This window comes from Quadrisphaera setariae (assembly GCF_008041935.1).
Taxonomy (GTDB): Bacteria; Actinomycetota; Actinomycetes; order Actinomycetales; family Quadrisphaeraceae; genus Quadrisphaera; species Quadrisphaera setariae.
In genome coordinates this window covers 24,301-49,761 of the sequence record NZ_VKAC01000017.1, presented here as the reverse complement: position 1 = coordinate 49,761, position 25,461 = coordinate 24,301, and the positions used below count along the sequence as shown (strand labels likewise).

Below are 25,461 nucleotides of genomic sequence, written 5' to 3'. Positions count from 1 at the left end.
AGATCTCGGCGGCGCTCGTCGTCGTCCCCAGCCCGTCCGACACCTGGAGACCCTCGTGCGCCGCCGCGACCTGCTCGCCCTCGTCCCCGCCTCCGCGATCGCCGCGGCGCTCGCCGCGTGCTCCTCCGGGAGCACCGCCTCCGAGGGCGCCTCCAGCGCGGTCCCCTCCGGCGCGGCGGGCTCTGCTGGCGGGGCGTTCCCCGCCACCGTGCAGACGAAGTTCGGCGACGTGACCATCACCGCCGCTCCGCAGCGCGTCGTCGCCCTGGGCTGGGGGGACGCCGAGACGGCGCTCGCCCTGGGCGTGCAGCCCGTCGGCGCCTCCGACTGGCTGGGCTTCGGCGGCGAGGGCGTCGGCCCGTGGGCGAAGGGGCTCTACACGACGGCGCCGGTGATCATCGAGACGCTGGAGCCGTCCTACGAGGCGATCGCCGCGCTCAAGCCCGACCTCATCCTCGACACCAAGAGCTCCGGCGACCAGGCCCGCTACGAGCGGCTCTCGCAGATCGCGAAGACCGTCGGCGTGCCCACCGGCGGCGACAGCTACCTCACCACCACGGGCCAGCAGGTGGAGCTGGTCTCCACCGCCCTGGGCAAGCAGGCCGAGGGCCAGCAGCTGCTCGAGGAGCTGCGCGCCGCCTTCGAGCAGGCCGCCGCCGACCACCCGCAGTGGAAGGGCCGCACCGCCACCGTGGCCACGAAGACCTCCAACGGGTGGGGCGCCTACGTCGCAGCGCCGGGCGGGGAGGGCACGGACCCGCTGGGCGGGCGCGTGGAGTTCATGGAGGCCCTCGGCTTCCAGCAGAACCCGAAGATCGCGGCGCTGCCCGCCAACAGCGGCGGGTTCAGCGTCGACGTCTCCACCGAGCAGCTGGACCTGCTCGACGCCGACGTCGTCGTCGCCTTCCCGATCTTCATCCCCACCACCGACATCACCGGCGACGCCGCCTGGAACGCGCTGCCCGCCGTGACCGCGGAGCACGCGCTCGTCATCGACGGGGACACGAGCTCGGCGTTCTCCCTCGGCACCACGCTGGCCACCCAGTACGCGCTGGAGCAGCTGGTGCCGCAGCTGGAGACCGTCTCCCCCTGACGGCCCCCGCGGGGGCCGTCAGGGGCGCACGGAGCGCGAACCCCTCAGGCGCGCGCGAAGCGCGCGACGGCCTCCACGTGGTGGGTCTGCGGGAACAGGTCGAACGCGCGCAGCGCGTCGAGGCGGTAGCCCAGCTCGGCGAGGACGGCGACGTCGCGGGCCAGCGCCGCCGGGTCGCAGGCGACGTGGACCACGGTGCGGGGCGCCAGTGCGGCCACCCGCTCCAGCACGCCGCGGCGGGCGCCGACGCGGGGCGGGTCGAGCACCACGACGTCGACGGACTCGCCGTCCGCAGCCAGCGCGGACAGCGCCCGGTCCACGCGTCCGGGGAGCACGCGCACCTGCGGGAGGTCGCGCAGGTTGCGGCGGGCGTCGGCCACGGCGCGGGCGTCACCCTCGACGCTGACGACGCGCCCCTGCTCGCCGACCTCCTCGGCGAGGGCCGCGGTGAGCAGCCCCGCACCGGCGTACAGGTCCGCCACGGCGTCGCCCGGGGCGAGCCCGGCGAAGGCGACCACAGCACCCGCGAGCGCCTCCGCGGCGCCCGGGTGCACCTGCCAGAAGCCGGAGCCCGTCACCCGGAACGTGCGCGGCCCGCGGGGCAGCGCCACCTCCTGGGCCACCCAGGTGCGGCCGCGCACGCGCGCCAGGCCCTCGTCGCCCACCACCGCCAGGGACGACGGCACGGGCGGCGTCGGCAGCCGCAGCCGGCGGCCCTGCCCGTCGCCGGTGCGGCGGGGGGTGACCACGAGCAGGCGGTCCTCGCCGGCCTGGGGGGCCACCACCTCCACGGCCTCGGCGCCGGGCCAGGTCACGGCGCGGGGGTCCACCTCCGCGGCGCGCGGGGCGGCGATGCGGCAGTCGTCCACCTCCACCACGCGGTGGGAGCGGTGCTCGCGCAGCCCGAGGCGGCCGCCCGGGCCGACGGCGTACTGCACGCGCGTGCGCCAGCGCAGCCCCTCCTCGACGTCCACGCCGTCGCCGTCCACGGCCTCCACCACGAGCCCGCCCTCACCGACGACGCCCGCCAGAGCGGCGGCGTCCAGCCCCGCGAGGCGCTCCAGCTGCTCGGTGAGCACGGCGGCCTTGAGCGCCCGCTGGGCGGGGACGGCCGCGTGCTGCCAGTCGCAGCCCCCGCACCGGCCCGGACCGGACCACGGGCACGGCGGCGTCACGCGGTCGGGCGAGGGGCGCAGCACGGCCACGGCGTCGGCGCGCCAGAAGCTGTCCCGGGGGGCGCCCTCGGTGACGCGCGCCACCACCCGCTCACCGGGCAGCGCGTGGCGCACGAAGAGCACGCGGCCCTCGTGGCGGGCCACGCAGTGGCCGCCGTGGGCGACCGCGCCCACCTCGACCTCCACCTCCAGGCCCACCGGAGACCCGGAGTCGTCCTGGTCGTCCTGGTCGTCCTGGTCGGTCTGGTCGGGCGTGTGCTGGGTGCTCACCGGGTCTCCCCCTCGTGGTCTGACGTCGTCTGGGCCGTCACGGCGCCCTGGCGCACCGACCCGGCCGCTGGTCCGCGCCAGCGGTCCTCGGCGCCCGCCGAGGAGCTCAGCTGGAACGGCACGCTGGCCACCACCACGCCGGGGGTGAACAGCAGGCGCCCCTTGAGGCGCAGCGCCGTCTGGTTGTGGAGCACCTGCTCCCACCAGTGCCCCACGACGTACTCGGGGATGTAGACCACCACGAGGTCGCGGGGTGACTCCCGGCGCAGGTCGCGCACGTACTGGACGATCGGCCGGGTGATCTCGCGGTAGGGCGACTCCAGCGCCTTGAGCGGCACCGGCAGGTCCAGCGCGTCCCACTGGCGCTGCAGCGCCGCCGTCGCCTCCGGCTCCACGTCCACCGTGAGCGCCTCCAGCACCGAGGGCCGCGAGACCCGGGCGTACGCCAGCGCGCGCAGCGTGGGGCGGTGCACCTTGGACACCAGGACGATGGCGTGCACCTTCGACGGCAGCAGCTTCACCGCCGGCGTCGCCTCCACCGCCAGCTCCTGCGCGACCCGGTCGTAGTGCTTGCGGATGGCGCGCATGATCACGAAGAGCACCGCCATCCCCAGCAGCGTGATCCAGGCACCGCGGGTGAACTTGGTGATGAGCACGATGACGAGCACCGAGCCGGTCATCGCCACACCGACGGTGTTGATGATGCGCGAGCGCACCATGCGGGCCCGCTCGCGCGGGTCGCTCTCGGTGGCGAGCAGCCGGGTCCAGTGCTTGACCATGCCGGTCTGGCTCATGGTGAAGGAGATGAACACGCCCACCACGTAGAGCTGGATGAGCTTGGTGACCTGAGCGTCGAAGGCCACGATGAGCACGATCGCGACGCCGGCGAGGGCGATGATCCCGTTGCTGAACGCGAGGCGGTCGCCGCGGGTGTTCATCTGCCGCGGCAGGAAGCCGTCGCGCGCCAGGATCGAGGCGAGCACCGGGAAGCCGTTGAAGGCGGTGTTGGCGGCCAGCACCAGGATCACGCCGGTGGCGATGGTCACGAGGTAGAACGCCGGCGCGAAGCCGGAGAACACCGACTGGGCGATCTGGCCGATCACCGGGTCCTGCACGTAGCTGTCGCCCACGGGCGCGCCGTTCCGGATCAGCTGGATGGCGGGGTCCTCGGCGAACTGCACGCCGGTGGCCCGGGCCAGCAGGATGATGCTGAAGAGCATGACGATGCTGATGCCGCCCAGCAGGGCCAGCGTCGTCGCCGCGTTCCTGCTCTTGGGCTTGCGGAAGGCCGGCACGCCGTTGCTGATGGCCTCCACGCCGGTGAGCGCCGCGCAGCCGGAGGAGAACGCCCGGGCCAGCAGCAGCGCCCCGCCCAGGCCGGTCAGGCCCGCCTCGTAGCCGGGCTCGGCGATGAGGCTCAGGCCGGCGCTCTCGGCGGGCGGCAGGTCGCCGAGGACGTAGCGGGTCCCGCCCACCAGCGCCATGACCCCGATGGCGCCCATGAACACGTAGGTGGGGATGGCGAAGGCGGTGCCCGACTCCCGGACGCCGCGCAGGTTCAGGGTGGTGAGGACGACGACGACGGCGACCGCCAGGAGCACCTCGTGGCCGTTGAGGAACGGCAGGGCGGCGGTGGCGTACTGGGCGCCGGAGGACACCGACACGGCCACCGTCAGCGTGTAGTCGCACAGCAGCGCGGCGCCCACCGTGACGCCGCCGGTGCGGCCGAGGTTGGTGGTCACCACCTCGTAGTCGCCGCCGCCGGAGGGGTAGGCGTGCACGTTCTGCCGGTAGGACGAGACCACGACCACCAGCACCAGGACGACGACGAGCGCGATCCAGGGTGAGAGCAGGTAGGCACCCGCACCGGCGATGGCGAGGGTGAGCAGGATCTCGTCGGGGGCGTAGGCGACCGAGCTCAGGGCGTCGGAGGCGAACACCGGCAGCGCGATGCGCTTGGGCAGCAGCGTCTCGTTGAGCTTGTCGCTGCGCACCGGGCGACCGACGAGCAGCCGCTTCACCGCGTCCGTGATGGGCACGAGCGTCGATGGTAGGCCGGGCGGGGGCCTGCGGGGTGCGTCCGGCCCCGGGAGGCGCACCCGGACCCGGGAGGCGGGGGGCTCGGCGGCGGGTGGTGCCGGTGGTGCGGCCCGTCGGTCGCACCACCGCCGCGCGCTGTAGGTTCGCCGGTGTGCGCGTGGTCATCATGGGGTGCGGCCGGGTCGGCTCGGCCCTGGCCCTGAGGCTCGACGCCCTGGGGCACCTGGTCACGGTGGTCGACCAGAACCCGGACGCCTTCCGGCGCCTCGGCGCGTTCGACGGCGAGCGCGTGACCGGCATCGGCTTCGACCGGGACACCCTCGTCGAGGCCGGGATCGAGTCCGCCGACGCCTTCGCCGCCGTCAGCAGCGGCGACAACTCCAACATCCTCGCCGCGCGCGTCGCCCGCGAGACGTTCGGCGTCACCAACGTCGTGGCCCGCATCTACGACCCGGGCCGCGCCGAGGTCTACGAGCGCCTCGGCATCCCCACCGTCGCCACCGTGCCGTGGGCCGCCGACCAGGTGCTCCGCCGGATCCTCCCGCAGGGCGCCACGAGCGAGTTCACGGACACCACCGGCACGCTGTCCCTGGCCCAGGTGCAGGTGCACCCGGGGTGGGTGGGCACCCGGCTGACGGCGCTGGAGGCCCGCGTGGGCGCTCGGGTGGCCTACGTGGTGAGGCTGGGGCGGGCGCTGCTGCCCGGGCCCGACACCGTCCACCAGGACGGCGACCAGGTGCACCTGCTCGCCCGCGCGGCCGACCTCGCCGACGTGGAGCGGTCGCTGGTCCAGCCGCCCGCGGCCGAGGAGTGAGGTCCATGAGCGGTCGGGGAGCCCGGAGGGCGCGGGTCGGGTCGGAGCGGGTGTCGAGGGTCTGGGGGGCGTCGTGCGGGTCGTGATCGCCGGAGCGGGCAACGTGGGGCGCTCCATCGCCCGCGAGCTGCTCGGCAACGGGCACCAGGTGCTCCTCATCGACAGGGACCCGCGGGCGATGAAGATGCAGTCGGTGCCCGAGGCCGACTGGCTCCTGGCCGACTCCTGCGAGACGTCCAGCCTGTCCGAGGCCGCCCTCGACACCGCCGACGTCGTGGTGGCCGCGACCGCGGACGACAAGGCCAACCTCGTCACCAGCCTGCTGGCCAAGACCGAGTACGGCGTTCCGCGCACCGTGGCGCGGGTGAACAACCCCAAGAACGAGTGGATGTTCGACGAGGCCTGGGGCGTCGACGTGGCGGTGTCGACGCCGCGCCTCATGACGGCGCTGGTCGAGGAGGCCGTCTCCATCGGTGACCTCGTGAGGATGTTCACCTTCCAGCAGGGCGGCGCGGCCATGGTCGAGCTCACGCTGCCCGCGGCCTCGCCGCTGTCGGGCACCCGCGTGGGCGACGTCGAGTGGCCGCCGGACACCGTCCTCGTGGGCATCATCCGGGCCGGGCGCCCGATCGCGCCGTCGGCCGACGACGCCCTCGAGGGGCGCGACCAGCTGCTCCTGCTCACCGTGCAGGACAGCGAGGAGGCCCTCAAGGAGCTGCTGGCGCCGCCGGCGACGGAGCAGCAGGCCTCCCAGGGCGGTCTGCTCGACTACTGAGGTCCGGCTCCACGGGAGCTGTCAGCGTCGCCGACCGGACCCGTCGGTCCCGTCGGTCCCGTCGACCCGGTCTCGGCAGCGCTCCCGGCCCGTCGCAGCGCGAGCCAGGTGACCCAGGCGGCGGCCGCGAACAGCGGCAGTCCCATCGCCAGGCGGGCCACGCCCAGGGCGGTCACGGCACCGGCGAGGTACAGAGGCGTCTGCACGGCCAGGCGCACCGCGAAGAGCCCCACCCACATCCACGTGAGCCGTCGGTGCAGGCGCAGCTGGGCGGGGTCTCGGCGCCACTCGCCGCTGCCCGCTCCGCCACCGCGCGCCGCGGCGACGAGCAGCCCCGTCACGGGCAGCGGCCCCCCGGGCAGGGGCCCGACCTTCGGCAGCGGCAGCGTGGAGGTCGCCAGCACCACCGCGTAGACGGCGTTGAGGAGCAGCCCCCACCAGTAGAAGTCGACGGCGTCGCCCGTGCGCCAGGCGGTGAGGGCGCAGATGCCCACCCCCACGGCCCCGGCGAGGGCCTGCTGCAGGGGCTGCCGGGCCAGGAGCCGTGCGACCGCTGCCACCGCCGCGACGCCCAGCGCGAGGCCCCCGGCCCACACGAGCGAGCGGGTGGCTGTGATGACGATCACGAAGACCAGGCCCGGGAGCACGGCCTCGGCCGCTCCGCGGGGGCCGCCGACGGTCTCCGCGAGGGAGAAGCCCTCGCCGGAGGCGGCCCGGCCGACCCCGGACTGCAGGCTCACCGCTGTCCTCGCCGCGTCAGGAGGCGGCGGCAGCGGGGACGAGCTCGTAGCGGGGGTTGTAGAGGGTCTTGCGGCCGTCGTCGCACCCGACGAAGCCCTCCACGCGCACCGCGGCGCCGGGGACGATGCCCGGGATCTCGCGGCGGCCCAGCCAGATCAGCGTGAGCGTGCCGGTGCCGTCGAACAGCTCCGCCACCAGCGCGGGGACCCCCGCTCGGGGCCGCAGCGTGACGGTGCGCAGGGTGCCTGAGACGCTGGCCCTCCGTCGGCCCGACAGGGAGGCGCAGGGGGTGCCGCCCATGGCGGCGGAGGCCTTCTGCGCGTCCTCGGCGATCAGCTGCTCGTTGCCCGCCGTCAGCCGCGACAGCGCGCGCAGGAGCGGGTGGCGAGCGGACTTAACGGTGCCCATGGCGACGAGGGTAGGCGCTCCGAGCGAGTGCTGTGAGCAGGTCCGAGGACCGCTGGGCCGGACGGGCGCGCCGCCCTGGACGGCGTCGCCCGGCCAGCCGCGCAGACCTCCGGCACCCGCGCTCGAGCCCTCCTAGACCTCCTGCTGGCCCTGCTGCGCAGCGGGCTGCTCCCCGGTGGGCTGCTCCCCTGCCGGCACGGCCCCCGCGGGCGCCTGCGGCAGCTTCAGCGGCAGCAGGTCGCGCGGGGCCATCGCCTCGCTGCCGCGCACCACGACCGCCCCCCGCAGGAGCGCCTCGAGGGGCGCGGCCGCCTCGGCGTCCACGGCCGCGGGACCTGAGAGCACGGCCCTCAGGAACCAGCGGGGGCCGTCGACGCCCACGAAGCGCGCCGGGGAGGCCATGACGCGGCCGTCGGGCAGACGGGTCGGCACCTGCGCCACCAGCTCGGTGCCGTAGGGGCCGGGGACCTCCTGCGAGACGCCGCCGGAGCTCGCCAGCGACGCGGCGATCTCGCTGCGCACCTCGCCCCAGATGCCCTGCGTGCGGGGCGCGGCGAAGGCCTGCAGCTGTGCGGTCGACCCTGACAGCGCCACCGTGGCGGCGACCACGCGGCGGGTGCCGTCCTCCACCTCCAGGCGCAGCTCCATCCCGGGCACCCCGGGCAGCCGGAGCGCCCCGAGGTCCACGCGCGGCAGCTCGTCGTCCACCTCGGTGACGTCGAAGGGCCCCTGCGGGCGCGGCGAGAGGCCCGCGGGGGCGGCGGGGGCCGTGCTGGCGCCCTCTCCTCCCCCGGCCCCGCCGTCGGCCCCCGGGACCCCCGCGGCCCCGGAGCTCTCGTCGGTCTCGGTGGTGGTGGCCTCCGCGGCCTCGTCGTCGCGCGCGGAGCGGCGCCGGAAGATGCTCACAGCACGTCACCCGTCGTCGTGGTGGTGGAGGTGGTGGACGCGGCGGCGGGAGCGCTGCCCCAGCCGCCGGTGGACCCGTGCCCGCCGGCGCCCCGCTCGCTGGGCTCGAGGGACTCCACGGGCACGAAGCGGGCCCGCGCGACGCGCTGGAGGACCAGCTGCGCGATCCGGTCGCCGCGACGCACGTGGAAGGGCTGGTCGGCGTCGGTGTTGACCAGCGTCACGCGCACCTCCCCGCGGTAGCCGGCGTCCACGGTGCCGGGGCCGTTGAGCGTGGTGACGCCGTGGCGGGCCGCCAGGCCCGAGCGCGGGTGGACGAAGGCGGCCCAGCCGTCCGGCACCGCCACGGCCACGCCCGTGGGCAGCGTGGCGCGCCCGCCCGGGGCGATGACCGCGTCGACGGCGGAGAGCAGGTCGGCGCCGGCGTCCCCGGGGTGGGCGTACGCCGGGTCCGGCAGGTCGGCGGTGAGGCGCTGCAGCGGCACCTCGAGCTCCTCGACCGGATCCGCCGCCGGGACGCCGGCGGGGTCGCCCTCGAGCCCCGCCCCTGCTTCGAGCACGCCTGTCACGGGCCGAGCGTAGGCGGCTGCGGGACGTGCGAGGCTGGCGGGGTGGGCGACCCGCACGAGCCGCAGGACCAGCCGCAGGACGCGGCGCAGCAGCCTCAGCAGACGGCGCAGGCGCGCGGCGCCGCCGGCCGACCGGGGCCGGCGCAGACCGGTCCCGCCTTCTCCGAGCGCCTGTGGCCCGCGCCGGCCACGTGGCTGCTCGTGCCGCTGGGCGCGGCCTTCGGCGCCGCCACGGGCTTCATCGGCGGGCCGCTGTGGGTCGTGGTCGGGGGCGCCGTCCTGGCGCTCGTGGTGGTCGCGTGGCTGGTCACCGCCAGCTCGGTGGTCTCCCTCGGCGACGACGGCGTGCTGCGCGTGGGCGAGGCCCGCATCGAGGTGCGCCACCTCACCGGCGCCGTGAGCGCCCGCGGCGAGCGCGCCAGGGCCCTGCGCGGGCCCCTGCTCGACGCGCGCACCCACCTGCACCTGCGCGGCTGGGTGGACCCGGTGGTGCTCGTGGCCCTGGGAGATCCCGAGGACCCCACGCCGGCGTGGCTGTTCTCGTGCCGCCACCCCGAGGACCTCGTGGAGGCCCTGGCTCGCCACGGCGTGGCCGGCCCGGTGCCCGTGCACGTGCCGCTGAGCGGCGGCCTGCCGCTGTGGGGGCCGGGCAGCCGCGAGGCCCTGGACGCAGCGGCGCCCCGGCCGGAGCTGGGCTCGGACCGGGGCGCTCAGGGGCGTCCGGCGGACTAGCCGCCGGACGCGGACGGCTGCGTCAGGCGGCGCACTCGGTGCAGACGAGCTGCCCGCCGGCGTCGCTGGCGAGCTGGCTGCGGTGGTGCACGAGGAAGCACTGCGAGCACATGAACTCGTCGGCCTGGCGCGGGAGGACGCGCACCGAGAGCTCCTCGCCGGACAGGTCGGCGCCGGGGAGCTCGAAGCCCTCCGCGGCCTCGGTCTCGTCCTCGTCGACGGAGGCGGCGCCGGGCTCGTTGCGGCGGGCCTTCAGCTCCTCGATCGAGTCCTCGGAGAGCTCGTCGTCGGTCTTGCGCGGTGCGTCGTAGTCGGTCGCCATGGTGGCTGCTCCGGATCTGGCTGGTGGTGGGGCTGGTCGGGGTCCGGCCAGGGCGCGGTGGGGACCGGCTGGCCGTGGGCCGTGCCCCCCGGGACCGAGGCGGACCGCCAGGTGTACTGGCTGCCGCTCCGGATCCGGCTGTGACACGGCCGGGAAATCGCTGTGGATCGTCTGGTGGTCGTCGCCGCCCGTGGTGGACGGACCCCCTGCAACACCGGGAACGCCGTTGGCATGCCCGGTAGCGCCGGGATCATGCCCTACCCGCTCGCGCGCCGCGCACCGGGTCCCCCCCGAGGCGGTCACCGGCCTCCCGCGAGGGACCTCCGCGGACCCTCCGGACGGGCACGCCGGCCGCTCGCCGGTGGGCCCTCGGCCCGGGGCTGCTCATGCGGGAGGGAGCGCCCCCGCACGGGACAGCTCGGCGGCGAGCTCGGCCGCCAGCGGCGCAGCCGCGGCGACGAGCATCTCCTGGCTGGCACCGGCGCCGTCGAGGCCCACGAGGGAGATGCCGGCCTCCGCCGCGACCAGCCAGCCGGCCGCGGCGTCCCACGGGTTGAGGCCGCGCTCGTAGAACGCGTCCAGGCGCCCGCTGGCCAGGTAGCACAGGTCCAGGGCCGCGGAGCCGGTGCGGCGCAGGTCGCGCACCCGCGGGAGGACGTGGGCGACCACGCGCGCCTGCTCCTCGCGGCGCTGCGCGGTGTACCCGAACCCGGTGCCGACGAGCGCCTCCGCCAGCGGTGGCGCTGGTGCCGCCACGACGGGCTCGCCGTCCAGGCGCGCTCCGCCGCCGGCCGCCGCCGTCCAGGTCTCACCGGTCTCGGGGTTGTGGACGCACCCGGCGACCGGTCGCCAGCGCGGCGGGGCGGGCTCGCCGGCCACCACGGCGACGCTCACCGCGTACGCCGGGATGCCGTAGACGTAGTTGACGGTGCCGTCGATGGGGTCGAGCACCCACGTGAGCCCGCTGGTGCCACCGGTCGAGCCGCCCTCCTCGCCCAGCACCGCGTCCTGGGGGCGCTCGGCCCGCAGCACCTCGCGGATGAGCTGCTCGGCCGCCGTGTCCATCGCGGTGACCACGTCCGTGCGGCTCGACTTGGTGGCCGTGACCGCGCTGTGCTCGGCGCGCCCGGCGCGCACCAGCTCCCCCGCAGCGCGGGCGGCGCGCTCGGCGAGGTCCGCGAGCGCGGCCACCTCCTCGGCGGACGGGTCGCTCATGCGCCGCCCCCGGGGGCGGTGACGGCCGGGTCCGTCCAGTCCGCGCCGCACGCGGCCGGCTTGTCGGGCGTGCGCAGGTTGCGGCAGCAGCCGACCGGGCACACGTCGTGGCTCGGGCCGAGCGGCCCCACGGCGACGCGCTGGGGAGCCTCTCCGTGCTCGGCGGCGGCCCGCTCCACCACGAGGTCGACCAGGGACCGCACGAAGGCGGCGTGCACCCCGGCGGTCGCCGCGCGCGCCACCGGGAGCCCCAGCCCCTCGGCGGTCTCGGCGGCCTCGGTGTCGAGGTCGTACTTGACCTCCATGTGGTCGCTGATGAACCCGATCGGCGCGACCACGGCGGACGGTGCGCCCTCGGCGCTGACGGCCTCGAGGTGGTCGTTGACGTCGGGCTCCAGCCACGGCTGGCTGGGCGGGCCCGAGCGGGAGCAGTACACGAGGGCGCTGGGGTGCTCCACGCCGGTGCGCTCGGCCACCCGGCGCACCACCTCGGCGCGCACGGCCTCGTGCTGCGCCACGTAGGCGCCGCCGCCGGGGCCGGCGGCCTCGGCCATGCCGGTGGGGATGGAGTGCGTGGTGAAGACCAGGTGGGCGCCGGCGCGCACGTCGTCGTCGAGCTCGTCCAGGGCCGCCAGCACCGCGTCGGTGTTCGCGTCGAGGAACCCGGGGGCGTTGAAGTAGTGGCGGACCTTGTCGGCGCGCAGGGCACGGCCCTCGCCGGCCAGGGCGATGAGGGAGGCGGCCACGTCCTCCCGGTACTGCCGGCAGCCGGAGTAGGAGGCGTAGGCGCTCGTGGTGAGCACCAGCACGCGGCGCGCGCCGGCCTCGTGGGCCTCGCGCAGGGTGTCGGTCAGGTACGGGTCCCAGTTGCGGTTGCCCCACACCAGCGGCAGACCGTCGAGCCCGCGCGCGTCCAGCTCGGCGCGCAGGGCCGCCAGCAGCTCCTTGTTCTGGTCGTTGATGGGGCTGCGCCCGCCGAAGGCGAAGTAGTGCTCCCCCACCTCCACCAGGCGCTCGCGCGGGATGCCGCGGCCCCGGGTGACGTTCTCCAGGAACGGCACCACGTCGTCGGGGCCCTCGGGCCCCCCGAAGGACAGCAGCACGAGCGCGTCGTACGGGGCGCTCGGGGACGTCTCGGCACTCACCCGGACATCCTGCCCCGAGCCGCTCGGCACGGCGCACGGAGATCGCCCGCAGACCGCCCCGGGCGGGCGGAGCCGTCCGCGCCCTGGTCGGCGGGCCGGCGCCGGAGGGGATCAGCACGGCGCCGCGCGCGGCCGACGCGGCGCCTCGACGCGGGGGAAGCGCGGGTGGCACCCTGGCTGCTCGGGGTCCGCGGCAGGTGCCGCGGCACCGCCGCGCCGAGGGCGCCGGCGGAGGAGACGGGGAGGCCGGGTGCGCGACGGGCTGGAGGAGGCGCTGGGGAGCGCTGACGCCGCAGCGGCTGGTGCTGGGGCGCCGGTCGAGCTGTCGGTGGTCGGCGCCGACCCGGCCGACCCCTCGGTGCTGCTGCTGGAGGCCCCCGACGGCCGCCGCTTCCGCCTGCCCGTGGGCTCGCGGCTCAAGGCCGCCGTGCGCAGCGCGGGGCCGGCGAGCAGCCCGGAACCGGCGGCGAGCGAGCCACTGCGCCCGCGCGACATCCAGGCCCGCATCCGCGCCGGGGAGACCGCCGCTGACGTCGCCGCCGACGCGGGCGTGCCCCTGGAGCAGGTGCAGCGCTACGAGGGCCCGGTGCTCGCCGAGCGCGCCCACATCGCCGACCTCGCCAAGCTCGCCGTGGTCCGCGGCGGCCCGGGCCGCCTGACGCTGGAGGACGCGGTCCGCACCCGGCTGCTGGCCCGCGGGGCCGACCCGGGCACGGTCGCCTGGGACGCGTGGCGCCGCGACGGCGGCTGGGCGGTCCAGGCGGCCTTCCGCGCCGCCGGCCGCGACAGGTCGGCGCAGTGGTCCTTCACGCCCTCGAACCGCGTCCTGGAGCCCCTCGACGACGAGGCCCGCTGGCTCACCGCCCCCTCGGACGACCCGACCGGCCGCCGCCTCGCCGCGGTGCGGGTCTACGACGTCGAGGCCGAGGACGCCCGCCTGGACGGCGGTCACGAGCACGGGTCGGGCAGCGCCCACCCCACCGGCCAGAGCGCCTCGCTCGCCGAGGGCTCCGTGGCGACGTCCGCACCGCCGGTCACCTTCGAGCCCTCGCCCGCACCGCGTCCCGGTCCGGTGGGGCCGGCCGACGACGAGGCCGGTGGGACCACCGGGGGCGCGGAGCCCACCGAGCCCACCGAGCCCCGCGGGACCGGCCGGGGCGCTGAGGACCGCCGGGGGGCCGAGACGGGCCCGAGCGTCGAGACCGCCGGGCCCGCGGCCCGGGCCGGTGACCTCCCAGCGCCCCCGTCCCTCGAGGACGACGACGCCGAGTCCGCGCAGCCCGAGGGCGCCGCGCCCTCCGACGACCTCGCCTCGCGGACCCTCGACCTGCTCGACGCGCTGCGCGACCGCCGCGGCCGGCGGGTCCCCCTGGACCTCGGCCCCGACGGCGAGCCGTGGGACGACGAGGAGGACGACGACCTCCTCAACGCCCTGCTGGACCTGCCCCCCGGTGCCGACCCCGATGCGCTGGAGCTGCAGGAGGAGGTCGACAGGGCGCGCGCGCGCCTGCGGATGGTCACGCCTCCGCGCGGCCTCCAGCTGCCGCGGCCGGGAGAGGACTCCTCCACCGAGGACTCCGACGACGAGGCGCCGGCCCCCGGCGCGCCGCGGGCCTCGCTCGGCCTCGTGCCCGCTCCCCCGCCCACCGAGCCGGTGCGGGTCACGCCCGCACCTGCGGCACCCGCCGCGCAGGAGGGCCCTCGGGAGACCCCCGGGGGCGCCGACCTCGACGGTGAGCTGCTCCGCCGTGAACCGGTGACCCGCCGGGAGCGCTGGCGCGGCGCCGACACCCAGCCGACGCCGGTCCCCGCTCCCGCAGCGCCCCCGAAGGCCCCGGCACCGACCAGCACGCCGAAGGGGTCGCGCGACCACGAGGACGGCGAGGAGCGGCAGCCCCCGTCGCGCAGCGTCCCCGCGCCCTCAGGCGTCGAGGACCCCGAGCACGACGGCGACGACCCGGGCGAGCAGCCCGCGCGCCGGCGCCGCAGCGTCCCGAGCTGGGACGAGATCGTCTTCGGGGCTCCGCGCCGGGACTGAGCCCGTCCCGGCGGCCACGGAGCCTCAGTCGCTGCGGGCGGCGACCGCCGCGGTCTCGCGGCGCATGTGGTGGCGGCGGCACAGCACCTCGTAGCCGACGACGCCGGCGTCCGCCGAGACGTCGCCGACGACCACCTGCTCACCTTCCACCACCATCGTGCCGTCCACGGTGCGGGCGTTGTGGGTGGCACGGGCGCCGCACCAGCACAGCGCCTCGACCTGCAGCACCTGCACCCGGTCCGCCAGCTCCACCAGGCGGGCGCTGCCGGGGAAGAGCCGGGTGCGGAAGTCGCTGGTGATGCCGAAGGCGTACACGTCCACCCCGGCCTCGTCGACGACGCGGGCCAGCTGCTCCACCTGCTCGGGTCCGTAGAACTGCGCCTCGTCGCAGACGAGGTAGTCGATCGGTCCGGCGGCGGCGGCGCGCGCCACCTCCGCTTCGAAGTCGGTGCTGGACGTCACCTCGTGGGCCGGTCGGCGCAGACCCAGCCGGCTCGAGATGGTGTCGGCCCCGGCACGGTCGTCCCGGGTGAACAGCAGCCCCCGGCGACCGCGGGCGCGGTGGTTGTGGTCGACCTGGAGGGCGAGGGTCGACTTCCCGCTGTCCATGGTCCCGGAGAAGAAGACGAGCTCGGCCACGACCCCATCTTCCCGGGCGGTCCGTCGTCGCGGTCGGCGGGTTCAGCGGCGGCGGGGGCTCCCCGCCACCAGCAGCGGGACGAGGACCTCCTCGGGCGTGCGACCGCCGTGCATGCCCACCAGCCCTGCCAGCTCGGGCCTCTGGACCCGGCTGTCGTGCACGGACGCCGCCGCCGTCGCGGCGGCGACCACGTCGCCGGCGCGCTCGAGGACGGCCGCGTCCAGGCCGTGCGGACCGAACCAGCCGGCCTCGACGGCCTCCTCGCGGCTGGCCACCTCCAGCACGTGCCCGAGCCGCTCGCGCCAGGCGGCCAGCACGTCGGGGACGGCACCGGGGGTGCAGTGCAGCTGCGGGGCGCGCGGCTCACCGGCCACCACCTCCACCCCGGCCGCCAGCTCGGGGTCGGCGGCGACGTCCCAGCGCGCGTCGTCGGGGACGTCGACCATGCCGTGGTCGCCGGTGACCAGCAGCACCGCGCTCGGCGGCAGCCCGGCCACGAGGTCGGCGACGGCGGCGTCGACGCGCTCCAGCTCGTCGGACCACTGGGGCGACGACCAGCCGTGGGTGTGGCCGGCCTTGTCGAGGTCGCCCCAGTAGACGTGGACCAGCGCGCGGGTGCGGTCGCGGGCCGCGGACCTCAGGGCGCCCAGCCCCGCCTCCACGCGGGCCGGCAGGGCGCTGGCGGCGCGGAACCTCCCGCCGCGGGAGGTGGCCTCGGTGAGGCCGGAGCCGTCGAAGAAGCCGGGTCCCACCCGGGTCACCGCAGCGCCCGCGGCGGCGAGGTGCTCGAAGACGGTGGGGTGCGGCTGCCAGCGGCGGGGGTCGGGCGGAGGTGCGCCGGCCGCACCGGCTCCCCGGGCTCCGGCACCGGGAGCGGTCTCCCAGGAGAGCTCGTTGAACAGCACCCCGGTGGCGGGGTCGCGCACCTGGTAGCCGAGCACGCCGTGCTGGCCCGGGTGGAGGCCGGTGCCGATCGAGGCGGTGGAGGTGGCGGTGGTCGAGGGGTAGCCCGCGGCGACCACCGCGGCGCCGGGCGCGCCAGCGGCAGCCGTCATGGAGCGCATCCGGGGCGCGTGGCCGCCCCGGGAGGCCAGCAGCCGCGCGCCCAGGCCGTCGACGAGGAGCACGCAGACCTGCTGCACGCCGTCGTGGGCCTCGCGCAGCGCTGAGGCCAGCGGAGGCGGCTCCTCGCGCACCGGGGCCCCCAGGAGGTCCGCGACGGCGGGCAGGACGTCCGCCAGGGCGCCCTGCGCCTCCTGGTCCGGCAGTCCCCCGGCGCTCACTCCGGGACCGTCACGGGCGCGGGGCCCGCGTGGCGCGGGTGAGGCTGCGCGCGAAGCGCCGGGCGGCGAGCACGGCGGCCTCCCCCTCGGCGTCGGCGCTGATCCGCAGCGAGACGTCGTCGGCGGTCATCGTGCCGGTGTAGCCGTGGTCGGCCTCGCACTCGGGGTCACCGCAGGTGGCGGGCTCGACGTCGAGGCGGCTCAGCGTCCCCCAGGCCACCGTGAGGGTCAGCTCCTGCGGGGCGGCGCCCGGGCGGTGGCGCTCGGGCGCCGTGACGCGGTGGCCGACCACCACGGAGCGCACGTCGTGCAGGGGCACGGACTCCGAGGACGCCACGGCCACCGGGGCCCCGCCGGTCTCGGGCGGGTCGTGGTCGTCCACGTGGGCCGTGACCAGCCGGGTGGCGGTCAGGGCGAGCACCGTGACGTGGCGCCGCACCGCGTCGGCGTCGAACGTGGTCTCGAGGTGCACGAGGGCGTCCACGAGCGGCTCGCCCGCGAGCGACTGCAGCACCACGTCGGCGAGCAGCTGCGGGTAGTACCCGGTCTGCTCCAGCTCGACGACGAGCTCGTCCGGCAGGCGCTCGGGCTCGCGCGGCCCCTCGCTGCGCCAGGCGGGCGCCGCGGGCGCGCTGGGCTGCGCGCTCCCCAGGACGCCCTCGACCGCCTCTGATCGCCGTCTGCCGGCGCCGTCACCACCCCACACGCCGTCCATCCTCCCACCGGGGTCCGACGTCAGGCCGGCAGCACCCGCCGGCCGGCGTCGGACCGGCCGACCGGCACCGCCAGCTCGACCTGCGCCCCCAGCACGGCGAGGCCGCGCTCGGCCACCTGCACCGGGGAGAGCTCGCTGGAGAACACCTCGGGCAGGTCGTCCGCCATCACCGAGATCCGGGCCAGCAGGTCCTCCAGGGCCCCGACGTCCACGGCCGGGGTGCCCATGTAGCCGAACAGGCGCGGTGCCGCGCGCAGCGTGCGGACCAGGTCCACGACGTCGACGTCGGTCAGCGGTGGGATGCGGTGGGAGACGTCCCCGAGCAGCACCGTCGTGTCCCCGGCCAGGCCGAAGGAGACCAGCGGCCCGAACAGCGGGTCCTCCAGGGTCCGCACCAGCACGGAGATGCCGGAGGGGGCCATGGCCTGCACGAGCAGGGCGGGGGCCGGGCCACCGCCGCTGCCGGCGGGCCCGGCGAGCATCGCCTCGACGTGGGCGCGCAGCTCGCGGGCGTCGGTCACGTCCAGGCGCACGCCGCCCAGCCCGGGGTGGCGCAGGTGGCGCTCGGTGGCCTTGACCACCACGGGCCAGCCCACCCGGTCCGCAGCCCGCACGGCCTCGTCGGCCGAGCGGACCGTCACCACGGGCCACAGCTGCACGCCGTAGCAGGCCAGCAGGGCGCTGACCTCCTCCTGCTCCAGCCGCAGCGGCGGGTCGTCGGGGGTGCGACCCGCCAGCAGCGACTCCACCAGCGCCCGCGCGGCGCGCGCGTCGGTCCCGGCAGGGGCCACGCGAGCGCCCGGGTCGCGCCGGCGCCACGCGGCGTAGCGGACCACCGCGGCCAGGGAGCGGACCGCGTCCTCGGGGGTGGTGTAGACGGGCAGCGCCGCCGCCGGCGGCCGGGGGGCGCCGTCGTCGTCCTCGTGCCCGGCGGTGGGGTGCAGCGTGCGGGTCGGCTCCGCACCGCCTCCCACCAGGGCCACCAGGCACGCCGCGCACGGCTTGCCCGCGGCTGCGGCGACCTCCTGCAGGGCCGTGACCACCTCCTGGTCGACCTCGGCGACCGGGGGGATGAGGCAGGCGACCACCACGTCGACGTCGGGGTCGGTGAAGACGCGCTCCAGCGCGCCCCTCACCTCGGAGGCGTCGGCCTCGGGGGCGACGACCACCGGGTCCGCCACGTCCAGGCCCCAGGAGACGGCCGCCTCCGCCGCCAGCGCCGCGAGCGCGCCGGAGTTGGCCACCACGCCCACCCGCTCCCCCGCCGGGAGCGGCTGGGTCTGCAGCAGCTGCGCGACGTCGAAGAGCTGGTGGACGTTGTCCACGCGGATGACGCCGGCCTGGCGCAGCATGGCGTCCAGGGCCTCGCGGGGTGCGCGGGTCTCCCGCACGGCGTGCCCCGGCGGCACGGTGAAGGAGCTGACGCCGGACTTCACGACGACGACGGGCTTGCTGCGGGCCAGGCCCCGCGCGACGCGGGAGAACTTGCGGGGGTTGCCGACGCTCTCCAGGTACAGCCCGACCACCGTGGTGGCGGGGTCGTCCTGCCAGTACTGCATGCAGTCGTTGCCGGAGACGTCGGCGCGGTTGCCCGCCGAGACGAAGGTGGACACGCCCAGACCGCGGCGGTTCGCGGCGTCCAGGACGGCGACGCCCAGGGCGCCGGACTGGCTGAACAGCCCCAGGCCGCCCGGTGGCGGCACGACCGGGGCGAGGGAGGCGTTGAGGCGGACCTCGGGGTCGGTGTTGATGATCCCGAAGGACGTCGGACCCACCAGGCGCATCCCGTGCACGCGCGCCAGGCGCAGCAGCTCGCGCTGGCGGGCCAGCCCCGCCTCGTCGACCTCGGCGAAACCGCTGGAGACCACCACGAGACCGCGCACGTCCAGCTGCGCCAGCTCGGCGACCACCCCGTTGACGGACCCGGCGGGCACGGCGACCACGGCGAGGTCCACCGGCCCGGGGACGTCGGCGAGGGAGCGGACCGCCGGCACGCCGCGCACGACGTCGGCCTCGGGGTGCACCACGTGCACGGCCCCGGCGAAGTCGCCGCCGACGAGGTCGGCGAGCAGCCGGCCCCCCACCGAGCCCGGCCGGCGGCCGGCGCCCACCACGACCACCGAGCGGGGGTGCAGCAGCCGGCGCAGGCTCTCCGACTCGGCGCGGTGCTCCCGCGCCTCCATGACCTCGCGCGAGCGGTCGGTCGGGGTGATGTCCACGGTGAGCATCACGACGCCGTCCTCGACGGCGCGGGTGGTGGCGAAGCCGGCCTCGGCGAAGACGTCGAGCATCTTGCGGTTCTCGGGCAGCACCTCCGCCACGAACCGGGTGAGGCCCTGCTCGCGCGCGGCCACCACGAGGTGCTCCAGCAGCACCGAGCCGACGCCGCGGCCCTGGTGCGCGTCGGAGACGTTGAAGGCCACCTCGGCCACGCCGTCCGCGACCCGGTCGTACCTGCCGACGCCGATGATCGCCTCACCGACCAGCACGACCAGCGCCACCCGGTCGTGGTGGTCGACCGTGGTGAAGCGGGCCAGGTCACGGGGGGACAGCCGCGGCATGGGGGCGAAGAAGCGCAGGTACGTCGAGCGCGGCGACTGCGCCACGTGGAAGGCCTGCAGCGCGTCGGCGTCGGCGGGGAGGATCGGCCGGATGTGCGCCGCGCCGCCGTCCCTCAGGACGACGTCCGCCTCCCACGCGCGCGTCCACGCGGGGTGGGTGGGTGACACGGTGTGAAGGCTAGTCGCCGCGCGACGGTCGCGGAGGGCGACCGGTGCGAGCCCGCTGGACGCCCCGGCGGGTGGCAGGGTCGGGTGCGTGGAGCTGGACGAGGTGCTGCGGCGCCGCAGGGCCGTGCGCCGGTTCACCGACGAGCCGGTGGACCGCCGGGTGCTCGACGCGGTGGTGGCCGCCGGGGTGAGCGGCCCGACGGCCGGGGGCTCGCAGGGCAGGTCGCTGCTGGTGGTCACCACCAGCGGTGACCGGGACCGGTTCTGGCGGGCGACCAGCGACGACGTCGACGCCCCCGACGCCTGGCTGACCGGCGTGATGACCGCTCCGGCCGTGGTGGTGTGCCTGTCCGACCCGAGCGCCTACGTGGAGCGGTACGCCCGCCCGGACAAGCAGCGGGCCCGGCCCGACCTGGGCCCGGACCCCTCCGACGCCTCCGCGTGGCCCGTGCCGTGGTGGGACGTCGACGCCGGCGCCTCGGGGCTGCTCGTGCTGCTGGCCGCCGTCGACGCCGGTCTGGGCGGGTGCCTGGTGGGCGTACCGCCCCGCCGCTGGCCCCGGGTGCGCGAGGCCTTCGGCGTGCCCGACCCGCAGCGGCTGACGGCGGCCGTCGTCCTCGGCCACCCCGCACCGGACCCGCCGCGCTCGCGGCGCCGGCCGCCGGTGGGTGCGGTGGTCCACGACGGCGCCCACGGGCGCCCCTGGGTGCCGGGCGCCCCACAGGCCCCCGGGTCCCCGGGGTCCGGCCGGGCCTGACGCGAGCGGCGCCCGCCCGCAGCCACGCCGTCAGCGCAGGGCGCGCACCCAGCCGACGGCGCGGGCGGCGTCGCGGCGGGCCTGCTCGATGCGGACGGCGAGGACGAGCACCACCGCGCCGGCGACGAAGAGACCGACCCACACCGGGGCCTGCAGGGCGTACGGCCCGACCTGACCGACCGCCACGAGCAGCGCCGCCGCGGCGCCCACCGCCACGGGCGCCTGCAGAGACCAGCGCACGCCCGCGGCGCAGACCAGGGCCGCGACCACCGCCACGACCGCGGCGCGCCAGGGGTCCGGGCCCAGCAGGTCCGGTGAGCCCACCGAGGCCAGCAGCGCGGAGGGCAGCAGGCCGACGACGAGACCCGCGCCCAGCACCGGCCACGAGCCGAGGCCGGGGTGGCGCTGCCAGACGAGCACGCCCACCGCGAGGGCGAGGACGGCCGGCGGCAGCGACCACCACTCCACACCGGCGTCTTCGGGGGCGAGGTCACCCACCTCGCTCCACCAGGCCGCCGACAGCAGCACCACACCCGGGACGACCCACGCGGTGCGGCGCGGGTGGGCCGCCCGCAGCAGCGCCCCCAGGCCGGCGACGCCGAGCGGGACCGACGCGTGCACCGGACCGCCGTCGGAGATGAGCAGCGCCGTCACCGACAGCAGGCCCCACCCGCTGGCGAGCACGGCCTCCGGAGCGCCCCGCACCCCTGCGGACAGCGCCAGCAGGGCGACGGCGAGGACCAGGGCCAGGGCCACCGGCACGGGCCCGGACAGGGGGGACGGCGCCCCCAGGACACCGCCGAGGGCGGCCAGGCAGGCCGAGGCGGCCCACACCGCCCGCGGCACGGGCAGCGCGTCCCGGTCGCGCCAGACCTCGGCGGGCGCGGTGGCGGTCGGGCGGCGGGCCCCGGCGAGGAGCGCCGCGAGCGCCAGCGCGCCCCAGGCGGCCGGTCTCCACCAGGTGTCCTGGGCGCTGCCGACGACCGGTTCGCTGAGCAGCGAGCCACCGGCCAGCGCCAGCGCCGCCGCGACCACGGGCCACGGCAGCAGCTGGGGGCGCAGGGCCAGCAGGGCGGCCGCCACCGCGGAGGTGCCCAGGGCGAGCAGCAGGAGGGCGAACGCCCCACCCGCCGAGGCCAGGGACACCAGGGCGCCGATGACGCCGCCGTAGGCGACGACGACGGCGGTGCGCCGCAGCTGCGGCCGCCCCGCCAGCGCCGAGGGCCCCGTCGCTGGCGCGGGCTCCGCGCCCGGCACGGGACGCCCGGCGCGCGACGCGGTCCACGCGGCGGCGAGGGCGAGCAGCGCCAGCTCGAGGGCGGCGAGGTGGGGCTGCGAGGCGTCGGGCCCCCGGCCCTCGACGGCGTCGGCACCGACGTCCACCGCGAGCAGCACGAGCACCGCGGCCACCAGGTGCGCCCCTCCGACGGCCAGTCCCACCTCGCCCAGGCCGGGGGCGCGGGCCGACAGGAGGCGGGAGGCGGGCGCTGAGAGCACCGCGAGGGTGAGCGCCGCGGCGGCCCAGGTGAGGAGCTCGCCGTCCACGGCGAGGGTGAGGGCGGTGGGGACGCCGGCGGTGAGGACCACCGCCGCCCACGCCGGCGCGACGGGGCGTCGGGGCCGGCCCGCGGGGCGCAGCCAGTGCGCTCCCGCGGTGCACGCGCCGACGGCCGCGAGGAGGGCGCCGAGGCCGTAGGCGTCGGCGTCGGCGCCGCCGAGCCCGAGCACGTCCAGGCCGCGTGCGGCTCCGAGGAGGACGAGGAGCACCACCACGGACAGGACCGCGAGCGCCTCGGCGCTGGCTCCGAGGTCGCGTCGTGCCGTGGCGCGCGAGGCGGCGGCCGCGCCGGCGCAGACGGCCAGCAGCACGAGGGCCTGGCCGAGGGCGCCGATCGCGCCCCAGACGTAGGCGGTGAAGGCGATGGCGGCCACCGCGACGAGCGCGACGCCGGTGACGAGGAGGAGCTGCTGGGCCCCGAGGCGGCGCTGGCGGGGTGCCCTGGGCCCGAGGTCGGTCGGCGGCGCCGCAGCCGGGCGGCCGTAGGGGTCCGCCGGCCCCTCGCTGCCGGCGGCGCCGGGCGCCGCCCACACCGCCTCGGGGGCGGCAGGCGCGTCCGCATCCACCCGGACGGCGACCGGGGCCGACGGGACGGGAGGAGCGGTCGGGGCGGTGCCGGGCGTCCCGGCCAGGGAGGCCAGGAGGCCGGCGCGCCGCTCCTGCAGCACCGCGAGCTGCTGGTCGAGCTCCCACAGGTCGGCCGCGTCCTGGCCGACCAGGCGCAGGCCGCACGCGGTGCAGGCGGGACGCCCCGGGACCAGCGGCGCGGAGCACCGGGGACACCCGGGCACGGGCGGCGGGGAGTGCTGCACCTGGTCGCTCACAGGACCACTCTGGCAGCGCGGGCCCCCCGTCGTCGTCGTCCAGCAGGGGGTTGTGGACGACCCCCGAGGGGAGGGGCGGTGCAGGTCGGGCGCCTCGTTCCGCGGACCGCACCCGCGGGTGAGCACCCGGTTCGCCCACTCCCGCCCGGGTTGTCGGCACCTCGCGGGAGGATGGCCCCATGGCACGTCGCAGCACCCCGACCTCCTCCGACGGCACCCAGCCGCCCACGGGGAGGGTCGTCGACGTCGACGTCGACGAGGAGATGCGGACCTCGTTCCTGGAGTACGCCTACTCCGTCATCTACTCCCGCGCACTGCCTGACGCCCGCGACGGCCTCAAGCCGGTGCAGCGCCGCATCCTGTTCCAGATGGGTGAGATGGGCCTGCGGCCCGACCGCGCCCACGTGAAGAGCGCCCGCGTCGTCGGTGACGTCATGGGCCGGCTGCACCCCCACGGCGACACGGCGATCTACGACGCACTGGTCCGCATGGCGCAGGACTTCTCCCTGCGCCTGCCCCTCGTCGACGGCCACGGGAACTTCGGGTCGCTCGACGACGGTCCGGCGGCGAGCCGTTACACAGAGGCGCGGATGGCCGTGTCGGCGACGGCCATGGTGGACGGCCTCGACGAGGACGTCGTCGACTTCGTCCCCACGTACGACAACTCCTCCACGCAGCCGTCCGTGCTGCCGTCGGCCATCCCGAACCTGCTGGTCAACGGCGCCTCGGGCATCGCGGTGGGCATGGCGACCAACATGCCGCCGCACAACCTCGGCGAGGTCGTGGCGGCCGCGCGGCACCTCATCGCGCGCCCCGGCGCGACCCTGGAGGACCTCATGCGCTTCGTGCCCGGACCCGACCTGCCGTCCGGCGGGCGGATCGTGGGCCTGGAGGGCATCCGCGACGCGTACGCCACCGGCCGCGGCACGTTCCGCACCCGCGCGACGGCGCGCATCGAGGACATCACCGCCCGGCGCAAGGGCATCGTCTTCACGGAGCTGCCGTACGCCGTGGGTCCGGAGAAGGTCATCGAGAAGGTCAAGGACGCCGTCTCGGCCAAGAAGCTGCTCGGCGTCTCCGCCATCGACGACTTCACCGACCGCCAGCACGGCACGCGCCTCGTGGTGGAGGTCAAGACCGGGTTCCAGCCGGAGGCGGTGCTGGAGCAGCTGTACCGGCTGACGCCCCTGGAGGACTCCTTCGGCATCAACAACGTCTGCCTGGTCGAGGGGCAGCCGCGCACCCTCGGCCTGCGCGAGCTGCTGCAGGTCTTCATCGACCACCGCCTCGAGGTGGTCCGGCGCCGGAGCACCCACCGCCTCACCAAGCGCCGCGAGCGCCTGCACCTGGTGGAGGGCCTGCTCATCGCCGTCGTCGACATCGACGAGGTGATCCAGGTGATCAGGACCTCCGACGACGGCGCGGCGGCGCGCACCCGGCTGATGGAGGTCTTCGAGCTCTCCGAGCTGCAGGCCGAGCACATCCTGGAGCTGCGGCTGCGGCGCCTGACGCGGTTCTCGCGGATCGAGCTGGAGACCGAGCGCGAGGAGCTGCTGGCGGCGATCGCCGAGCTGGAGGCGCTGCTGGCCGACGAGCAGCTGCAGCGGGAGGCGGTCTCGGACGAGCTGGCGCAGGTGGCTCGCGACCACGGGACGCCGCGCCGCACGGTGCTCCTCGAGGCCGGTGCGGCCCCGGCGACGGCGGCGGTGCCGCTGCAGGTCGCCGACGACCCGTGCTGGGTGCTGCTGTCGGCCACGGGGCTGCTGGCGCGCACCGGTGGCGCGGAGCTGAGCGCGGGGGGCCCGCGCACCAACCACGACGTGCTGCGCAGCACGGTGAGGACGACGGCGCGCGGTGACGTGGGGGCGCTGACGTCGCGGGGCCGGGTGCTGCGGGTCGGCGTGGTGGACACCCCGGTGCTGCCGCCGACCGCCAGCGCGCCGAGCCTGTCCGGTGGGGCGCCGCTGCGGGAGTTCGTGTCGCTCGAGGCGGGTGAGGACGTCGTGGCGCTGGTGCCGCTGACGCCCCAGCCCGGCGACGAGGAGGGGGCGGGGCTGGCGCTGGCCACCGCCCAGGGCGTGGTCAAGCGGGTGGCCGCGGAACCGTGGGGCGCCCGCGACTCCTGGGAGGTCATCGGGCTGGACGGGAGCGACGCGGTGGTCGGCGCCGCCTGGCTGTCGACGGGGACCGAGGAGCTGGTGTTCGTCACCAGCGACGCCCAGCTGCTGCGCTTCAGCGCGTCCCTGGTGCGCCCGCAGGGCCGTCCGGCGCGCGGAATGGCCGGCGTGCGCGTGACCGCCGGCGAGCGCGTCGTCGCCTTCGCCGCGGTCTCGGCGGCTGAGGCCGCACGCACGGAGGTCGTCACCGTGGCCGCCGCCGAGGGCGCCCTGCCGGGCTCACCCGGGATCAGCGTCAAGGTCGCCCCGTTCGAGGAGTACCCGCCCAAGGGACGGGCCACGGGCGGCGTCCGCTGCCACCGGTTCCTGCGCGGGGAGGGCTCCCTGGCGCTGGCGTGGGTGGGCCCCGGCCCCGCGCGAGGCGCCTCGGCGACGGGGGCACCGGTGGAGCTGCCGGAGCCGACGGGCAGGCGAGACGGCTCGGGCGTACCGCTGGCCGGGGCGCTGACGGCGGTGGCGGGCAGCCCTGCTCCCGCAGACGGGGACGACGGGGCGTCGGTCCGGGGCTGACCGCGCCCACGGACCTTGGCGGACC

General features: G+C 77.0%; 21 protein-coding genes. 7 read left to right on the top strand and 14 right to left on the bottom strand.

The genetic code is table 11. The features are described 5' to 3' along the window. The first annotated feature begins 55 nt into the window (after positions 1–55). Entirely contained in the window at positions 56–1,093 is a 1,038-nt protein-coding gene (locus tag FMM08_RS21245) for an iron-siderophore ABC transporter substrate-binding protein (protein ID WP_255472673.1), read from the top strand. Between the two features lie 44 nt (positions 1,094–1,137). On the opposite strand, the gene FMM08_RS21240 is transcribed toward FMM08_RS21245, so the two are convergent. Both FMM08_RS21240 and FMM08_RS21235 read right to left on the bottom strand, forming a co-directional pair. After that, entirely contained in the window at positions 1,138–2,538 is a 1,401-nt protein-coding gene (locus tag FMM08_RS21240) for a class I SAM-dependent RNA methyltransferase (RefSeq protein WP_222711045.1), read from the bottom strand. After that, positions 2,535–4,577 (bottom strand): APC family permease, encoded by a 2,043-nt coding sequence (locus FMM08_RS21235; RefSeq protein WP_255472672.1) that lies wholly within the window; start codon positions 4,575–4,577, stop codon positions 2,535–2,537. The genes FMM08_RS21240 and FMM08_RS21235 overlap by 4 nt, the downstream gene beginning before the upstream one ends. A gap of 152 nt (positions 4,578–4,729) precedes the next feature. Here FMM08_RS21235 and FMM08_RS21230 point away from each other — a divergent pair, with 152 nt between their 5' ends. Together FMM08_RS21230 and FMM08_RS21225 are read left to right on the top strand one after the other, a co-directional pair. Continuing rightward, a complete protein-coding gene (locus tag FMM08_RS21230; protein ID WP_147928346.1) occupies positions 4,730–5,392 on the top strand; it encodes a potassium channel family protein in 663 nt (220 codons plus the stop codon). Positions 5,393–5,465: 73 nt separating this feature from the next. Next, a complete protein-coding gene (locus tag FMM08_RS21225; protein ID WP_147928345.1) occupies positions 5,466–6,167 on the top strand; it encodes a potassium channel family protein in 702 nt (233 codons plus the stop codon). Here FMM08_RS21225 and FMM08_RS21220 read toward each other — a convergent pair. The 4 genes from FMM08_RS21220 to dut all read right to left on the bottom strand — a co-directional run bounded on the left by FMM08_RS21220 (position 6,161) and on the right by dut (position 8,791). Further along, positions 6,161–6,907, bottom strand: coding sequence for a DUF3159 domain-containing protein (locus FMM08_RS21220; RefSeq protein WP_147928344.1), 747 nt, complete (start codon positions 6,905–6,907; stop codon positions 6,161–6,163). The two genes, FMM08_RS21225 and FMM08_RS21220, sit on opposite strands and share 7 nt — an antisense overlap. Before the next feature lie 16 nt (positions 6,908–6,923). After that, the gene (locus FMM08_RS21215) at positions 6,924–7,316 is read right to left on the bottom strand and encodes an OB-fold nucleic acid binding domain-containing protein (RefSeq protein WP_187279917.1); all 393 of its coding nucleotides are present in this window, start codon (positions 7,314–7,316) and stop codon (positions 6,924–6,926) included. A 132-nt stretch (positions 7,317–7,448) separates the two neighbouring features. After that, complete coding sequence (locus FMM08_RS21210) at positions 7,449–8,216, bottom strand: DUF3710 domain-containing protein (RefSeq protein ID WP_439653578.1); 768 nt, start codon at positions 8,214–8,216, stop codon at positions 7,449–7,451. Between the two features lie 2 nt (positions 8,217–8,218). Continuing rightward, positions 8,219–8,791: a dUTP diphosphatase gene (gene dut, locus FMM08_RS21205; RefSeq protein WP_255472671.1), complete on the bottom strand. Its 573-nt coding sequence runs from the start codon at positions 8,789–8,791 to the stop codon at positions 8,219–8,221. 42 nt (positions 8,792–8,833) lie between these two features. Here dut and FMM08_RS21200 point away from each other — a divergent pair, with 42 nt between their 5' ends. Next, positions 8,834–9,523, top strand: a complete 690-nt coding sequence (locus FMM08_RS21200) for a DUF3093 domain-containing protein (RefSeq protein ID WP_187279916.1) — start codon at positions 8,834–8,836, stop codon at positions 9,521–9,523. Positions 9,524–9,545: 22 nt separating this feature from the next. On the opposite strand, the gene FMM08_RS21195 is transcribed toward FMM08_RS21200, so the two are convergent. The 3 genes from FMM08_RS21195 to FMM08_RS21185 all read right to left on the bottom strand — a co-directional run bounded on the left by FMM08_RS21195 (position 9,546) and on the right by FMM08_RS21185 (position 12,205). Next, the gene (locus tag FMM08_RS21195; protein ID WP_147928340.1) at positions 9,546–9,845 is read right to left on the bottom strand and encodes a DUF4193 domain-containing protein; all 300 of its coding nucleotides are present in this window, start codon (positions 9,843–9,845) and stop codon (positions 9,546–9,548) included. 384 nt (positions 9,846–10,229) lie between these two features. Then, entirely contained in the window at positions 10,230–11,060 is an 831-nt protein-coding gene (locus FMM08_RS21190) for an inositol monophosphatase family protein (protein ID WP_147928339.1), read from the bottom strand. Further along, positions 11,057–12,205: a ferrochelatase gene (locus tag FMM08_RS21185; protein WP_147928338.1), complete on the bottom strand. Its 1,149-nt coding sequence runs from the start codon at positions 12,203–12,205 to the stop codon at positions 11,057–11,059. Before FMM08_RS21185 ends, FMM08_RS21190 begins: the two co-directional genes overlap by 4 nt. 250 nt (positions 12,206–12,455) lie before the next feature. On the opposite strand from FMM08_RS21185, the gene sepH reads away from it, so the two are divergent. Next, complete coding sequence (sepH, locus tag FMM08_RS21180; protein WP_187279915.1) at positions 12,456–14,243, top strand: septation protein SepH; 1,788 nt, start codon at positions 12,456–12,458, stop codon at positions 14,241–14,243. 24 nt (positions 14,244–14,267) lie between these two features. On the opposite strand, the gene FMM08_RS21175 is transcribed toward sepH, so the two are convergent. Genes FMM08_RS21175 through FMM08_RS21160 form a run of 4 tightly spaced genes read right to left on the bottom strand, consistent with a single transcriptional unit; the run spans position 14,268 to position 19,610 of the window. Continuing rightward, positions 14,268–14,882 carry a thymidine kinase gene (locus FMM08_RS21175; protein WP_147928336.1) on the bottom strand — a complete coding sequence of 205 codons (615 nt, stop codon included), beginning with the start codon at positions 14,880–14,882 and terminating at the stop codon, positions 14,268–14,270. Between the two features lie 42 nt (positions 14,883–14,924). Beyond that, complete coding sequence (locus FMM08_RS21170; RefSeq protein WP_147928335.1) at positions 14,925–16,166, bottom strand: alkaline phosphatase family protein; 1,242 nt, start codon at positions 16,164–16,166, stop codon at positions 14,925–14,927. A gap of 10 nt (positions 16,167–16,176) precedes the next feature. Beyond that, positions 16,177–16,872, bottom strand: a complete 696-nt coding sequence (locus FMM08_RS21165; RefSeq protein WP_222711044.1) for a DUF5998 family protein — start codon at positions 16,870–16,872, stop codon at positions 16,177–16,179. 29 nt (positions 16,873–16,901) lie between these two features. Next, positions 16,902–19,610, bottom strand: a complete 2,709-nt coding sequence (locus FMM08_RS21160) for a bifunctional acetate--CoA ligase family protein/GNAT family N-acetyltransferase (RefSeq protein ID WP_147928334.1) — start codon at positions 19,608–19,610, stop codon at positions 16,902–16,904. Between the two features lie 88 nt (positions 19,611–19,698). On the opposite strand from FMM08_RS21160, the gene FMM08_RS21155 reads away from it, so the two are divergent. Further along, complete coding sequence (locus FMM08_RS21155; protein ID WP_187279914.1) at positions 19,699–20,367, top strand: nitroreductase family protein; 669 nt, start codon at positions 19,699–19,701, stop codon at positions 20,365–20,367. Positions 20,368–20,397: 30 nt separating this feature from the next. Here the strand turns inward: FMM08_RS21155 and FMM08_RS21150 are convergent, their stop codons facing one another. Continuing rightward, positions 20,398–22,749 carry an SCO7613 C-terminal domain-containing membrane protein gene (locus tag FMM08_RS21150; RefSeq protein ID WP_187279913.1) on the bottom strand — a complete coding sequence of 784 codons (2,352 nt, stop codon included), beginning with the start codon at positions 22,747–22,749 and terminating at the stop codon, positions 20,398–20,400. Between the two features lie 179 nt (positions 22,750–22,928). Between FMM08_RS21150 and FMM08_RS21145 the strand changes: the two genes are divergently transcribed. Further along, positions 22,929–25,436, top strand: coding sequence for a DNA gyrase/topoisomerase IV subunit A (locus tag FMM08_RS21145; RefSeq protein WP_147928331.1), 2,508 nt, complete (start codon positions 22,929–22,931; stop codon positions 25,434–25,436). Positions 25,437–25,461: the final 25 nt, after the last annotated feature.

Coding starts and splice junctions, on each gene's coding strand:
- FMM08_RS21215 (WP_187279917.1), bottom strand. CDS start 7,316: ATGGGCACCGTTAAGTCCGCTCGCCACCCGCTCCTGCGCGCGCTGTCG.
- FMM08_RS21195 (WP_147928340.1), bottom strand. CDS start 9,845: ATGGCGACCGACTACGACGCACCGCGCAAGACCGACGACGAGCTCTCC.
- FMM08_RS21190 (WP_147928339.1), bottom strand. CDS start 11,060: ATGAGCGACCCGTCCGCCGAGGAGGTGGCCGCGCTCGCGGACCTCGCC.
- FMM08_RS21145 (WP_147928331.1), top strand. CDS start 22,929: ATGGCACGTCGCAGCACCCCGACCTCCTCCGACGGCACCCAGCCGCCC.